Origin of the sequence: Escherichia sp. F1 (assembly GCF_046764225.1) — a bacterium.
Classification (GTDB): domain Bacteria; phylum Pseudomonadota; class Gammaproteobacteria; order Enterobacterales; family Enterobacteriaceae; genus Escherichia; species Escherichia coli.
This window is the reverse complement of record NZ_CP177202.1, coordinates 4,829,265-4,843,109: the sequence shown is the minus strand read 5'-3', so window position 1 is coordinate 4,843,109 and position 13,845 is coordinate 4,829,265. Positions and strand designations below refer to the sequence as shown.

14 protein-coding genes are annotated in these 13,845 nt (G+C 52.7%); 11 read left to right on the top strand and 3 right to left on the bottom strand.

Annotation, left to right across the window (positions count from 1 at the left end; all coding sequences use genetic code 11):
* Positions 1–36: 36 nt before the first annotated feature.
* The gene (gene bioP / locus ACK8NJ_RS23150; RefSeq protein ID WP_001196244.1) at positions 37–936 is read left to right on the top strand and encodes a biotin transporter; all 900 of its coding nucleotides are present in this window, start codon (positions 37–39) and stop codon (positions 934–936) included.
* Here the strand turns inward: bioP and metR are convergent.
* Positions 824–1,777 carry an HTH-type transcriptional regulator MetR gene (metR, locus tag ACK8NJ_RS23145; protein ID WP_000573618.1) on the bottom strand — a complete coding sequence of 318 codons (954 nt, stop codon included), beginning with the start codon at positions 1,775–1,777 and terminating at the stop codon, positions 824–826. The genes bioP and metR overlap by 113 nt on opposite strands.
* 235 nt (positions 1,778–2,012) lie before the next feature.
* Between metR and metE the strand changes: the two genes are divergently transcribed.
* On the top strand, positions 2,013–4,274 hold the full coding sequence (metE, locus tag ACK8NJ_RS23140; protein WP_135426018.1) for a 5-methyltetrahydropteroyltriglutamate--homocysteine S-methyltransferase: 2,262 nt from the start codon (positions 2,013–2,015) through the stop codon (positions 4,272–4,274).
* 39 nt (positions 4,275–4,313) lie between these two features.
* Here the strand turns inward: metE and ACK8NJ_RS23135 are convergent, their stop codons facing one another.
* Positions 4,314–5,129 (bottom strand): dienelactone hydrolase family protein, encoded by an 816-nt coding sequence (locus ACK8NJ_RS23135; RefSeq protein WP_096937192.1) that lies wholly within the window; start codon positions 5,127–5,129, stop codon positions 4,314–4,316.
* 261 nt (positions 5,130–5,390) lie between these two features.
* Between ACK8NJ_RS23135 and udp the strand changes: the two genes are divergently transcribed.
* The 9 genes from udp (at position 5,391) to tatD (ending at position 13,296) form a co-directional block, all read left to right on the top strand.
* Positions 5,391–6,152, top strand: a complete 762-nt coding sequence (gene udp, locus ACK8NJ_RS23130; RefSeq protein WP_000045180.1) for a uridine phosphorylase — start codon at positions 5,391–5,393, stop codon at positions 6,150–6,152.
* A gap of 140 nt (positions 6,153–6,292) precedes the next feature.
* Positions 6,293–7,720, top strand: a complete 1,428-nt coding sequence (gene rmuC, locus ACK8NJ_RS23125) for a DNA recombination protein RmuC (protein ID WP_000347712.1) — start codon at positions 6,293–6,295, stop codon at positions 7,718–7,720.
* Positions 7,721–7,814: 94 nt separating this feature from the next.
* The gene (gene ubiE / locus ACK8NJ_RS23120) at positions 7,815–8,570 is read left to right on the top strand and encodes a bifunctional demethylmenaquinone methyltransferase/2-methoxy-6-polyprenyl-1,4-benzoquinol methylase UbiE (protein ID WP_000227958.1); all 756 of its coding nucleotides are present in this window, start codon (positions 7,815–7,817) and stop codon (positions 8,568–8,570) included.
* A 13-nt stretch (positions 8,571–8,583) separates the two neighbouring features.
* Positions 8,584–9,189: a ubiquinone biosynthesis protein UbiJ gene (ubiJ, locus tag ACK8NJ_RS23115; protein WP_001309097.1), complete on the top strand. Its 606-nt coding sequence runs from the start codon at positions 8,584–8,586 to the stop codon at positions 9,187–9,189.
* Entirely contained in the window at positions 9,186–10,826 is a 1,641-nt protein-coding gene (gene ubiB, locus ACK8NJ_RS23110) for a ubiquinone biosynthesis regulatory protein kinase UbiB (RefSeq protein ID WP_000187543.1), read from the top strand. Before ubiJ ends, ubiB begins: the two co-directional genes overlap by 4 nt.
* Positions 10,827–10,904: 78 nt before the next feature.
* Entirely contained in the window at positions 10,905–11,174 is a 270-nt protein-coding gene (tatA, locus tag ACK8NJ_RS23105) for a Sec-independent protein translocase subunit TatA (RefSeq protein ID WP_001295260.1), read from the top strand.
* A gap of 3 nt (positions 11,175–11,177) precedes the next feature.
* The gene (tatB, locus tag ACK8NJ_RS23100; RefSeq protein ID WP_000459594.1) at positions 11,178–11,693 is read left to right on the top strand and encodes a Sec-independent protein translocase protein TatB; all 516 of its coding nucleotides are present in this window, start codon (positions 11,178–11,180) and stop codon (positions 11,691–11,693) included.
* Positions 11,694–11,695: 2 nt separating this feature from the next.
* Positions 11,696–12,472 (top strand): Sec-independent protein translocase subunit TatC, encoded by a 777-nt coding sequence (gene tatC, locus ACK8NJ_RS23095; RefSeq protein WP_000109943.1) that lies wholly within the window; start codon positions 11,696–11,698, stop codon positions 12,470–12,472.
* Between the two features lie 41 nt (positions 12,473–12,513).
* The gene (gene tatD / locus ACK8NJ_RS23090; RefSeq protein ID WP_024211345.1) at positions 12,514–13,296 is read left to right on the top strand and encodes a 3'-5' ssDNA/RNA exonuclease TatD; all 783 of its coding nucleotides are present in this window, start codon (positions 12,514–12,516) and stop codon (positions 13,294–13,296) included.
* On the opposite strand, the gene rfaH is transcribed toward tatD, so the two are convergent.
* Positions 13,293–13,781 (bottom strand): transcription/translation regulatory transformer protein RfaH, encoded by a 489-nt coding sequence (gene rfaH, locus ACK8NJ_RS23085; RefSeq protein ID WP_001192396.1) that lies wholly within the window; start codon positions 13,779–13,781, stop codon positions 13,293–13,295. The genes tatD and rfaH overlap by 4 nt on opposite strands.
* Positions 13,782–13,845 lie beyond the last annotated feature (64 nt).

Below are 13,845 nucleotides of genomic sequence, written 5' to 3'. Positions count from 1 at the left end.
TACAATGGATACTCGTTAATCAAAGAGTTTTCCATTGTGGCGCTACTTATCATCACCACGATTCTGTGGGCCTTCTCCTTTAGCTTTTATGGCGAGTACCTTGCGGGGCACGTCGATAGCTATTTTGCGGTGCTGGTGCGCGTTGGCCTGGCGGCACTCGTTTTTCTGCCGTTTCTGCGTACCCGTGGCAATAGCCTGAAAACGGTCGGCCTGTATATGCTGGTGGGCGCGATGCAGCTCGGTGTGATGTATATGCTGAGTTTCCGCGCCTATCTCTACCTGACGGTCTCCGAATTGTTGCTGTTCACCGTACTGACGCCGCTCTACATCACGCTAATTTATGACATCATGAGTCAGCGCCGTCTGCGCTGGGGCTATGCCTTTAGCGCCTTGCTGGCGGTGATTGGTGCCGGGATTATTCGCTATGATCAGGTCACCGACCATTTCTGGACTGGCTTGCTGCTGGTGCAACTCTCCAATATCACATTTGCCATCGGCATGGTGGGTTACAAACGCCTGATGGAAACTCGCCCGATGCCACAGCATAACGCCTTTGCGTGGTTCTATCTTGGCGCGTTTCTGGTGGCAGTGATTGCATGGTTCTTGCTGGGAAATGCGCAGAAAATGCCGCAAACCACGTTGCAATGGGGCATTCTGGTGTTTCTTGGCGTGGTGGCTTCCGGGATTGGCTACTTTATGTGGAACTACGGCGCAACCCAAGTAGACGCCGGAACGCTGGGTATTATGAATAATATGCACGTTCCGGCAGGGCTGCTGGTAAACCTGGCTATCTGGCACCAACAGCCGCACTGGCCAACGTTCATTACAGGCGCGCTGGTGATCCTGGCCTCACTGTGGGTGCATCGTAAGTGGGTCGCTCCGCGCTCTTCACAAACGGCAGATGATCGCAGGCGTGATTGCGCGCTGAGCGAATAAACGCTTCAGTAATCGGCTGACGCTGCTCGCCATCGCGCACGGCGGCGTACAGTCGGCTCCACAAGCCTTCGCCCAGGGTTTTGGTCACCACCAGACCCTGGCGCTCAAAACTCTCTACTACCCAATGCGGTAGCGCGGCAATACCCATCCGCGCGGCAACCATCTGAATCAACAATAAGGTGTTATCGACGCTTTTCAGTGACGGGCTGACGCCTGCCGGCTGAAGAAAATGCCGCCAGACATCCAGTCGACTACGCTGCACCGGATAAATCAACAGCGTCTCGCTGGCGAGATCTTCCGGTGTAATACGCGTTTTTGCCGCCAATGGATGGTCAGGTGCTAACACCAGGCGTACTTCATAGTCGAACATCGGCGAATAATGCAGGCCACTGCGCGGCAGAATATCGGACGTCATTACCAGATCCAGCTCTCCCTGTTGCAAGGCGGGCTGCGGGTCAAATGTCACGCCCGATTTAAAGTCCATCTCGACCTGCGGCCAGTTCTTATGGAAATTTTCTAACGCGGGCGTCAGCCACTGAATACAGCTATGGCACTCAATGGCGATGCGCAGACGCGTCTGCTGCGGTTCATTGCAGGCTTGCAGTGCCTGGCTAATTTGTGGCAGCACCTGGTTTGCCAGTTGCAACAGGATTTCTCCCTGCGGTGTAAAGCGAAGCGGCTGGCTCTTACGCACAAATAGCCGGAAGCCAAGGCGTTGTTCCAGATCGCTAAACTGGTGAGATAGGGCGGATTGCGTCTGATGCAACGTCGCCGCAGCGGCTGCGAGAGAGCCGCAGTTCCGCAACGCTTGTAGCGTTTTCAGGTGTTTTACTTCGATCATGAAAGTCCTTCACTTCGGCATGAATAATTTGCGCTTGAGGAATATACAGTAACCGCCAATTATGGATGTGTAAACATCTGGACGGCTAAAATCCTTCGTCTTTTAAATTTATGGTGCGTTGGCTGCGTTTCTCCACCCCGGTCACTTACTTCAGTAAGCTCCCGGGGATGAATAAACTTGCCGCCTTCCCTAAATTCAAAATCCATAGGATTTACATATAATTAGAGGAAGAAAAATGACAATATTGAATCACACCCTCGGTTTCCCTCGCGTTGGCCTGCGTCGCGAGCTGAAAAAAGCGCAAGAGAGTTATTGGGCGGGGAACTCCACGCGTGAAGAACTGCTGGCGGTAGGGCGTGAATTGCGTGCTCGTCACTGGGATCAACAAAAGCAAGCGGGTATCGACCTGCTGCCGGTGGGCGATTTTGCCTGGTACGATCATGTACTGACCACCAGTCTGCTGCTGGGTAATGTTCCGGCGCGTCATCAGAACAAAGATGGTTCGGTAGATATCGACACCCTGTTCCGTATTGGTCGTGGACGTGCGCCGACTGGCGAACCTGCGGCGGCAGCGGAAATGACCAAATGGTTTAATACCAACTATCACTACATGGTGCCGGAATTCGTTAAAGGCCAACAGTTCAAACTGACCTGGACGCAGCTGCTGGACGAAGTGGACGAGGCGCTGGCGCTGGGCCACAAGGTGAAACCTGTGCTGCTGGGGCCGATTACCTACCTGTGGCTGGGGAAAGTGAAAGGTGAACAATTTGACCGCCTGAGCCTGCTGAACGACATTCTGCCGGTTTATCAGCAAGTGTTGGCAGAACTGGCGAAACGCGGCATCGAGTGGGTACAGATTGACGAACCCGCGCTGGTGCTGGAACTGCCGCAGGCGTGGCTGGACGCATACAAACCCGCCTACGACGCGCTTCAGGGCCAGGTGAAACTGCTGCTGACTACCTATTTTGAAGGCGTAACGCCAAATCTCGACACGATTACTGCGCTGCCTGTTCAGGGGCTGCATGTGGACCTTGTACATGGTAAAGATGACGTTGCTGAACTGCACAAGCGTCTGCCTTCAGACTGGCTACTGTCTGCGGGTCTTATCAATGGTCGTAACGTCTGGCGCGCCGATCTTACCGAGAAATATGCGCAAATTAAGGACATTGTCGGCAAACGTGATTTGTGGGTGGCATCTTCCTGCTCGTTGCTGCACAGCCCCATCGACCTGAGCATGGAAACGCGTCTTGATGCAGAAGTGAAAAGCTGGTTTGCCTTCGCCCTGCAAAAATGTCATGAACTGGCATTGCTGCGCGATGCGCTGAACAGTGGTGATACGGCAGCTCTGGCAGAGTGGAGCGCTCCGATTCAGGCGCGTCGTCACTCTACTCGTGTACATAATCCGGCAGTAGAAAAGCGTCTGGCGGCGATCACCGCTCAGGACAGTCAGCGTGCGAATGTCTATGAAGTGCGTGCTGAAGCCCAGCGTGCGCGTTTTAAACTGCCCGCGTGGCCGACCACCACGATTGGTTCTTTCCCGCAAACTACGGAAATTCGTACCCTGCGTCTGGATTTCAAAAAGGGTAATCTCGACGCTAACAACTACCGCACGGGCATTGCGGAACATATCAAGCAGGCCATTGTTGAGCAGGAACGTTTAGGTCTGGATGTGCTGGTGCATGGCGAGGCCGAGCGTAATGACATGGTGGAATACTTTGGCGAGCATCTCGACGGTTTTGTCTTTACGCAAAACGGTTGGGTACAGAGCTACGGTTCCCGCTGCGTGAAGCCGCCGATTGTCATTGGTGACGTTAGCCGCCCGGCACCAATTACCGTGGAGTGGGCGAAATATGCACAATCGCTGACCGACAAACCGGTGAAAGGGATGCTGACGGGGCCGGTAACCATACTCTGCTGGTCATTCCCGCGTGAAGATGTCAGCCGTGAAACTATCGCCAAACAGATTGCGCTGGCGCTGCGTGATGAAGTGGCCGATCTGGAAGCCGCTGGAATTGGCATCATCCAGATTGACGAACCGGCGCTGCGCGAAGGTTTACCGCTGCGTCGCAGCGACTGGGATGCCTATCTCCAGTGGGGCGTGGAGGCTTTCCGCATCAACGCCGCCGTGGCGAAAGATGACACACAAATCCACACTCACATGTGTTACTGCGAGTTCAACGACATCATGGATTCGATTGCGGCGCTGGACGCAGACGTCATCACCATCGAAACCTCGCGTTCTGACATGGAGTTGCTGGAGTCGTTCGAAGAGTTTGATTATCCGAATGAAATCGGTCCAGGCGTCTATGACATTCACTCGCCAAACGTACCGAGCGTGGAATGGATTGAAGCCTTGCTGAAGAAAGCGGCAAAACGCATTCCGGCAGAGCGCCTGTGGGTAAACCCGGACTGTGGCCTGAAAACGCGCGGCTGGCCAGAAACCCGCGCGGCACTGGCGAACATGGTGCAGGCGGCGCAGAATTTGCGACGGGGGTAAAATCCAAACCGGGTGGTAATACCACCCGGTCTTTTTTCATTACAGCGATTTCTTCCCACCATACCGCTTAAACCACTCCAGCATTCGCTGCCAGCCATCTTTCGCAGATTCGGCATGATAGCTCGGGCGATAATCAGCGTTGAATGCATGCCCGGCATCCGGGTACACGATAATCTCTGCTTTCGCATTAGCAGCCCGCAGCGCCTGACGCATGGTTTCGACACTCTCCTGCGGAATGCTGTTATCCTGACCACCATATAAGCCGAGAACCGGCGCGTTAAGATCGGTTGCGATATCAACAGGTTGTTTCGGTGAATTCAGCGACTTGTCACCCGTCAGTTTGCCGTACCATGCCACCGCCGCTTTCAGTTGCGGGTTATGCGCAGCATACAGCCAGGTGATACGTCCACCCCAGCAGAATCCGGTGATCATTAAACGATGAACATCGCCGCCGTTGCGGGAAGCCCAACTGGCGACATGATCGAGATCGGCCAGCACCTGCGAGTCAGGCACTTTTGCTACCAGACCGCTAAGTAACGTGGGGATATCGGCAAAATCATTCGGATCGCCTTCGCGGAAGTAAAGTTCAGGAGCGATAGCCAGATACCCCTCCAGCGCCAGACGGCGACAAATGTCGCGGATATGTTCATGCACGCCAAAAATTTCCTGCACTACAATGACCACTGGCAGTGGGCCATCGCTTTGCTTTGGTCTGGCATGGTAAGCAGGCATGTTATCCCCTTGTGAAGGGATAGAGGTGAAGCCCGCCACAATCGCGTCGTCCAGGGTCTGAACGATGGTCGAAGCTAGAGGCGATGCAGCAGGTGCAAATCCAGATTGTTGTGTTGTTGCCATGGTATTCTCCGTACCCTTATAAAAATGTTGCGCAATGTTAACTATAGTCAGCATGCAACAAATCACATTGCCTGAATCGGCTCATCTTTTATGCAGTCCTGCAGAATGAAGAGTGATTTATGTGATTTGCATCACTTTTGGCGGGTAAATTTATGCAACGCATTTTCGTCATGGTGATGAGTATCACGAAAAAATGTTAAACCCTTCGGTAAAGTGTCTTTTTGCTTCTTCTGACTAAACCGATTCACAGAGGAGTTGTATATGTCCAAGTCTGATGTTTTTCATCTCGGCCTCACTAAAAACGATTTACAAGGGGCTACGCTTGCCATCGTCCCTGGCGACCCGGATCGTGTGGAAAAGATCGCCGCGCTGATGGATAAGCCGGTTAAGCTGGCATCTCACCGCGAATTCACCACCTGGCGTGCAGAGCTGGATGGTAAACCTGTTATCGTCTGCTCTACCGGTATCGGCGGCCCGTCTACCTCTATTGCTGTTGAAGAGCTGGCACAGCTGGGCATTCGCACCTTCCTGCGTATCGGTACAACGGGCGCTATTCAGCCGCATATTAATGTTGGCGATGTTCTGGTTACCACGGCGTCTGTTCGTCTGGATGGCGCGAGCTTGCACTTCGCACCGCTGGAATTCCCGGCTGTCGCTGATTTCGAATGTACGACTGCGCTGGTTGAAGCGGCGAAATCCATTGGCGCGACGACTCACGTTGGCGTGACGGCTTCTTCTGATACCTTCTACCCAGGCCAGGAACGTTACGATACTTACTCTGGTCGCGTAGTTCGTCACTTTAAAGGTTCTATGGAAGAGTGGCAGGCGATGGGCGTAATGAACTATGAAATGGAATCTGCAACCCTGCTGACCATGTGTGCAAGTCAGGGCCTGCGTGCGGGTATGGTGGCGGGCGTTATCGTTAACCGCACCCAGCAAGAGATCCCGAATGCTGAGACGATGAAACAAACTGAAAGCCAAGCGGTGAAAATCGTGGTGGAAGCGGCGCGTCGTCTGCTGTAATCCTCTTCTCCTGTCTGAAGGCCGACGCGTTCGGCCTTTTGTATTTTTGCGTAGCGCCTCGCAGGAAATGCCTTTCCAACTGGACGTTTGTACAGCACAATTCTATTTTGTGCGGGTAAGTTGTTGCGTCAGGAGGCGTTGTGGATTTCTCAATCATGGTTTACGCAGTTATTGCGTTGGTGGGTGTGGCAATTGGCTGGCTGTTTGCCAGTTATCAACATGCGCAGCAAAAAGCCGAGCAATTAGCTGAACGTGAAGAGATGGTCGCGGAGTTAAGCGCGGCAAAACAACAAATTACCCAAAGCGAGCACTGGCGCGCTGAGTGCGAGTTACTCAATAACGAAGTGCGCAGCCTGCAAAGTATTAACACCTCTCTGGAGGCCGATCTGCGTGAAGTAACCACGCGGATGGAAGCCGCACAGCAACATGCTGACGATAAAATTCGCCAGATGATTAACAGCGAGCAGCGTCTCAGTGAGCAGTTTGAAAACCTCGCCAACCGTATTTTTGAGCACAGCAATCGCCGGGTTGATGAGCAAAACCGTCAGAGTCTGAACAGCCTGTTGTCGCCGCTACGTGAACAACTGGACGGTTTCCGCCGTCAGGTTCAGGACAGCTTTGGTAAAGAAGCACAGGAACGTCATACCCTGACCCACGAAATTCGCAATCTCCAGCAGCTCAACGCGCAAATGGCTCAGGAGGCGATCAACCTGACGCGCGCGCTGAAAGGCGACAATAAAACCCAGGGCAACTGGGGCGAGGTGGTATTGACGCGGGTGCTGGAGGCTTCCGGTCTGCGTGAAGGGTATGAATATGAAACTCAGGTCAGCATCGAAAATGACGCCCGCTCGCGGATGCAGCCGGATGTCATCGTGCGGTTGCCGCAGGGAAAAGATGTGGTGATCGACGCCAAAATGACGCTGGTCGCCTATGAACGCTATTTTAACGCAGAAGACGACTACACCCGCGAAAGTGCGCTACAGGAACATATCGCGTCGGTGCGTAACCATATCCGTTTGCTGGGACGCAAAGATTATCAACAGCTGCCGGGGCTGCGAACCCTGGATTACGTGCTGATGTTTATTCCCGTTGAACCCGCTTTTTTACTGGCGCTTGACCGCCAGCCGGAGCTGATCACCGAAGCGTTGAAAAACAATATCATGCTGGTTAGCCCGACCACGCTGCTGGTGGCGCTGCGCACTATCGCCAACCTCTGGCGCTATGAGCATCAAAGTCGTAACGCCCAGAAAATAGCCGATCGCGCCAGCAAGCTGTACGACAAGATGCGTTTGTTCGTCGATGACATGTCAGCGATTGGTCAAAGTCTCGACAAAGCGCAGGATAACTATCGCCAGGCAATGAAAAAACTCTCTTCAGGTCGCGGAAATGTGCTGGCGCAGGCAGAAGCGTTTCGCGGTTTAGGGGTAGAAATTAAACGCGAGATTAATCCGGATTTGGCTGAACAAGCGGTGAGCCAGGATGAAGAGTATCGACTGCGGTCGGTTCCGGAGCAGCCGAATGATGAAGCTTATCAACGCGATGATGAATATAATCAGCAGTCGCGCTAGCCCATTGGGGGTAGTTAAGCCGGGTAGAAATCTAGGGCATCGACGCCCAATCTGTTACACTTCTGGAACAATTTTTTGATGAGCAGGCATTGAGATGGTGGATAAGTCACAAGAAACGACGCACTTTGGTTTTCAGACCGTCGCGAAGGAACAAAAAGCGGATATGGTCGCCCACGTTTTCCATTCCGTGGCATCAAAATACGATGTCATGAATGATTTGATGTCATTTGGTATTCATCGTTTGTGGAAGCGATTCACGATTGATTGCAGCGGCGTACGCCGTGGGCAGACCGTGCTGGATCTGGCTGGTGGCACCGGCGACCTGACAGCGAAATTCTCCCGCCTGGTCGGAGAAACTGGCAAAGTGGTCCTTGCTGATATCAATGAATCCATGCTCAAAATGGGCCGCGAGAAGCTGCGTAATATCGGTGTGATTGGCAACGTTGAGTATGTTCAGGCGAACGCTGAGGCGCTGCCGTTCCCGGATAACACCTTTGATTGCATCACTATTTCGTTTGGTCTGCGTAACGTCACCGACAAAGATAAAGCACTGCGTTCAATGTATCGCGTGCTGAAACCCGGCGGCCGCCTGCTGGTGCTTGAGTTCTCGAAGCCAATTATCGAGCCGCTGAGCAAAGCCTATGATGCATACTCCTTCCATGTGCTGCCGCGTATTGGCTCACTGGTCGCGAACGACGCCGACAGCTATCGTTATCTGGCAGAATCCATCCGTATGCATCCCGATCAGGATACTCTGAAAGCCATGATGCAGGATGCCGGATTCGAAAGTGTCGACTACTACAATCTGACGGCAGGGGTTGTGGCGTTGCATCGTGGTTATAAGTTCTGACAGGAGACCGGAAATGCCTTTTAAACCTTTAGTGACGGCAGGAATTGAAAGTCTGCTCAACACCTTCCTGTATCGCTCACCCGCGCTGAAAACGGCCCGCTCGCGTCTGTTGGGCAAAGTGCTGCGCGTGGAGGTAAAAGGCTTTTCGACGTCATTGATTCTGGTGTTCAGCGAACGCCAGGTTGATGTACTGGGCGAATGGGCAGGCGATGCTGACTGCACCGTTATCGCTTACGCCAGTGTGTTGCCGAAACTTCGCGATCGCCAGCAGCTTGCCGCCCTGATTCGCAGTGGTGAGCTGGAAGTGCAGGGCGATATTCAGGTGGTGCAAAACTTCGTTGCGCTGGCAGATCTGGCAGAGTTCGACCCTGCGGAACTGCTGGCCCCTTATACCGGTGATATCGCCGCTGAAGGAATCAGCAAAGCCATGCGCGGAGGCGCAAAGTTCCTGCATCACGGCATTAAGCGCCAGCAACGTTATGTGGCAGAAGCCATTACTGAAGAGTGGCGTATGGCACCCGGTCCGCTTGAAGTGGCCTGGTTTGCGGAAGAGACGGCTGCTGTCGAGCGTGCTGTTGATGCCCTGACCAAACGGCTGGAAAAACTGGAGGCTAAATGACGCCAGGTGAAGTACGGCGCCTATATTTCATCATTCGAACTTTTTTAAGCTACGGACTTGATGAACTGATCCCCAAAATGCGTATCACCCTGCCGCTACGGCTATGGCGATACTCATTATTCTGGATGCCAAATCGGCATAAAGACAAACCTTTAGGTGAGCGACTACGACTGGCCCTGCAAGAACTGGGGCCGGTATGGATCAAGTTCGGGCAAATGTTATCAACCCGCCGCGATCTTTTTCCGCCGCATATTGCCGATCAGCTGGCGTTATTGCAGGACAAAGTTGCTCCGTTTGATGGCAAGCTGGCGAAGCAGCAGATTGAAGCTGCAATGGGCGGCTTGCCGGTAGAAGCGTGGTTTGACGATTTTGAAATCAAGCCGCTGGCTTCTGCTTCTATCGCCCAGGTTCATACCGCACGATTGAAATCGAATGGTAAAGAGGTGGTGATTAAAGTCATCCGCCCGGATATTTTGCCGGTTATTAAAGCGGATCTGAAACTTATCTACCGTCTGGCTCGCTGGGTGCCGCGTTTGCTGCCGGATGGTCGCCGTCTGCGCCCAACCGAAGTGGTGCGCGAGTACGAAAAGACATTGATTGATGAACTGAATTTGCTGCGGGAATCTGCCAACGCCATTCAGCTTCGGCGCAATTTTGAAGACAGCCCGATGCTCTACATCCCGGAAGTTTACCCTGACTATTGTAGTGAAGGGATGATGGTGATGGAGCGCATTTACGGCATTCCGGTGTCTGATGTTGCGGCGCTGGAGAAAAACGGCACTAACATGAAATTGCTGGCGGAACGCGGCGTGCAGGTGTTCTTCACTCAGGTCTTTCGCGACAGCTTTTTCCATGCCGATATGCACCCTGGCAACATCTTCGTAAGCTATGAACACCCGGAAAACCCGAAATATATCGGCATTGATTGCGGGATTGTTGGCTCGCTAAACAAAGAAGATAAACGCTATCTGGCAGAAAACTTTATCGCCTTCTTTAATCGCGACTATCGCAAAGTGGCAGAGCTACACGTCGATTCTGGCTGGGTGCCACCAGATACCAACGTTGAAGAGTTCGAATTTGCCATTCGTACGGTCTGTGAACCTATCTTTGAGAAACCGCTGGCCGAAATTTCGTTTGGACATGTACTGTTAAATCTGTTTAATACGGCGCGTCGCTTCAATATGGAAGTGCAGCCGCAACTGGTGTTACTCCAGAAAACCCTGCTCTACGTCGAAGGGGTAGGACGCCAGCTTTATCCGCAACTCGATTTATGGAAAACGGCGAAGCCTTTCCTGGAGTCGTGGATTAAAGATCAGGTCGGTATTCCTGCGCTGGTGAGAGCATTTAAAGAAAAAGCGCCGTTCTGGGTCGAAAAAATGCCAGAACTGCCTGAACTGGTTTACGACAGTTTGCGCCAGGGCAAGTATTTACAGCACAGTGTTGATAAGATTGCCCGCGAGCTTCAGTCAAATCATGTACGTCAGGGACAATCGCGTTATTTTCTCGGAATTGGCGCTACGTTAGTATTAAGTGGCACATTCTTGTTGGTCAGCCGACCTGAATGGGGGCTGATGCCCGGCTGGTTAATGGCAGGTGGTCTGATCGCCTGGTTTGTCGGTTGGCGCAAAACACGCTGATTTTTTCATCGCTCAAGGCGGGCCGTGTAACGTATAATGCGGCCTTGTTTAATCATCATCTACCACAGAGGAACATGTATGGGTGGTATCAGTATTTGGCAGTTATTGATTATTGCCGTCATCGTTGTACTGCTTTTTGGCACCAAAAAGCTCGGCTCCATCGGTTCCGATCTTGGTGCGTCGATCAAAGGCTTTAAAAAAGCAATGAGCGATGATGAACCAAAGCAGGATAAAACCAGTCAGGATGCTGATTTTACTGCGAAAACTATCGCCGATAAGCAGGCGGATACGAATCAGGAACAGGCTAAAACAGAAGACGCGAAGCGCCACGATAAAGAGCAGGTGTAATCCGTGTTTGATATCGGTTTTAGCGAACTGCTATTGGTATTCATCATCGGCCTCGTCGTTCTGGGGCCGCAACGACTGCCTGTGGCGGTAAAAACGGTCGCGGGCTGGATTCGCGCGTTGCGTTCACTGGCGACAACGGTGCAGAACGAACTGACCCAGGAGTTAAAACTCCAGGAGTTTCAGGACAGTCTGAAAAAGGTTGAAAAGGCGAGCCTCACTAACCTGACGCCCGAACTGAAAGCGTCGATGGATGAACTACGCCAGGCCGCGGAGTCGATGAAGCGTTCCTACGTTGCAAACGATCCTGAAAAGGCGAGCGATGAAGCGCACACCATCCATAACCCGGTGGTGAAAGACAATGAAGCTGCGCATGAAGGCGTAACGCCTGCCGCTGCACAAACGCAGGCCAGTTCGCCGGAACAGAAGCCAGAAACCACGCCAGAGCCGGTGGTAAAACCTGCTGCGGACGCTGAACCGAAAACCGCTGCACCTTCCCCTTCGTCGAGTGATAAACCGTAAACATGTCTGTAGAAGATACTCAACCGCTTATCACGCATCTGATTGAGCTGCGTAAGCGTCTGCTGAACTGCATTATCGCGGTGATCGTGATATTCCTGTGTCTGGTCTATTTCGCCAATGACATCTATCACCTGGTATCCGCGCCATTGATCAAGCAGTTGCCGCAAGGTTCAACGATGATCGCCACCGACGTGGCCTCACCGTTCTTTACGCCGATCAAGCTGACCTTTATGGTGTCGCTGATTCTGTCAGCGCCGGTGATTCTCTATCAGGTGTGGGCGTTTATCGCCCCAGCGCTGTATAAGCATGAACGTCGCCTGGTGGTGCCGCTGCTGGTTTCCAGCTCTCTGTTGTTTTATATCGGCATGGCGTTCGCCTACTTTGTGGTCTTTCCGCTGGCATTTGGCTTCCTTGCCAATACCGCGCCGGAAGGGGTACAGGTATCCACCGACATCGCCAGCTATTTAAGCTTCGTTATGGCGCTGTTTATGGCGTTTGGTGTCTCCTTTGAAGTGCCGGTGGCAATAGTGCTGCTGTGCTGGATGGGGATTACCTCGCCAGAAGACTTACGCAAAAAACGCCCGTATGTGCTGGTTGGTGCATTCGTTGTCGGGATGCTGCTGACACCGCCGGATGTCTTCTCGCAAACGCTGTTGGCGATCCCGATGTACTGTCTGTTTGAAATCGGTGTCTTCTTCTCACGCTTTTACGTTGGTAAAGGGCGAAATCGGGAAGAGGAAAACGACGCGGAAGCAGAAAGCGAAAAAACTGAAGAATAAATTCAACCGCCCGTCAGGGCGGTTGTCATATGGAGTACAGGATGTTTGATATCGGCGTTAATTTGACCAGTTCGCAATTTGCGAAAGACCGTGATGATGTTGTAGCACGCGCTCTTGACGCGGGAGTTAATGGGCTACTCATCACCGGCACTAACCTGCGTGAAAGCCAGCAGGCGCAAAAGCTGGCGCGTCAGTATTCATCCTGTTGGTCAACGGCGGGCGTACATCCTCACGACAGCAGCCAGTGGCAAGCTGGGACTGAAGAAGCGATTATTGAGCTGGCCGCGCAGCCAGAAGTGGTGGCGATTGGTGAATGTGGTCTCGACTTTAACCGCAACTTTTCGACGCCGGAAGAGCAGGAACGCGCTTTTGTTGCCCAGCTACGCATTGCCGCAGAATTAAACATGCCGGTATTTATGCACTGTCGCGATGCCCACGAGCGGTTTATGACATTGCTGGAGCCGTGGCTGGATAAACTGCCTGGTGCGGTTCTTCATTGCTTTACCGGCACACGCGAAGAGATGCAGGCGTGCGTGGCGCATGGAATTTATATCGGCATTACCGGTTGGGTTTGCGATGAACGACGCGGACTGGAGCTGCGGGAACTGTTGCCGTTGATTCCGGCGGAGAAATTGCTGATCGAAACTGATGCGCCGTATCTGCTCCCGCGCGATCTCACGCCGAAACCATCATCCCGGCGCAACGAGCCAGCCCATCTGGCCCATATTTTGCAACGTATTGCGCACTGGCGTGGAGAAGATGCCGCATGGCTGGCTGCCACCACGGATGCCAATGTCAAAACACTGTTTGGGATTGCGTTTTAGAGTTTGCGGAACTCGGTGTTCTTCACACTGTGCTTAATCTCTTTATTGATAAGATTAAGTAACAGCATGGAGCGAGCCTCGCCGTCGGGTTCGGTGAAAATGGCCTGAAAACCTTCGAACGCGCCTTCGGTAATAATCACCTTATCACCCGGATAAGGGGTTGCCGGATCGACAATGTCTTTCGGTTTATATACCGATAGCTGATGAATCACCGCCGATGGGACTATCGCTGGCGATGCGCCAAAGCGCACGAAGTGGCTGACACCGCGGGTCGCGTTGATAGTCGTGGTATGAATCACTTCTGGATCAAATTCCACAAACAGGTAGTTGGGGAACAATGGCTCACTGACTGCAGTACGTTTGCCACGCACGATTTTTTCCAGGGTGATCATCGGTGCCAGGCAATTCACAGCCTGTCTTTCGAGGTGTTCCTGGGCACGTTGAAGTTGCCCGCGCTTGCAGTACAGTAAATACCAGGATTGCATAATGACTCTTATCCGTTTAATCGGGGCGCAAGGATAGCAAAAGCTTTACGCTAAGTTAATTATA

Coding starts and splice junctions, on each gene's coding strand:
- metR (WP_000573618.1), bottom strand. CDS start 1,777: ATGATCGAAGTAAAACACCTGAAAACGCTACAAGCGTTGCGGAACTGC.
- metE (WP_135426018.1), top strand. CDS start 2,013: ATGACAATATTGAATCACACCCTCGGTTTCCCTCGCGTTGGCCTGCGT.
- ACK8NJ_RS23135 (WP_096937192.1), bottom strand. CDS start 5,129: ATGGCAACAACACAACAATCTGGATTTGCACCTGCTGCATCGCCTCTA.
- udp (WP_000045180.1), top strand. CDS start 5,391: ATGTCCAAGTCTGATGTTTTTCATCTCGGCCTCACTAAAAACGATTTA.
- ubiE (WP_000227958.1), top strand. CDS start 7,815: ATGGTGGATAAGTCACAAGAAACGACGCACTTTGGTTTTCAGACCGTC.
- ubiJ (WP_001309097.1), top strand. CDS start 8,584: ATGCCTTTTAAACCTTTAGTGACGGCAGGAATTGAAAGTCTGCTCAAC.
- ubiB (WP_000187543.1), top strand. CDS start 9,186: ATGACGCCAGGTGAAGTACGGCGCCTATATTTCATCATTCGAACTTTT.
- tatA (WP_001295260.1), top strand. CDS start 10,905: ATGGGTGGTATCAGTATTTGGCAGTTATTGATTATTGCCGTCATCGTT.
- tatC (WP_000109943.1), top strand. CDS start 11,696: ATGTCTGTAGAAGATACTCAACCGCTTATCACGCATCTGATTGAGCTG.
- tatD (WP_024211345.1), top strand. CDS start 12,514: ATGTTTGATATCGGCGTTAATTTGACCAGTTCGCAATTTGCGAAAGAC.
- rfaH (WP_001192396.1), bottom strand. CDS start 13,781: ATGCAATCCTGGTATTTACTGTACTGCAAGCGCGGGCAACTTCAACGT.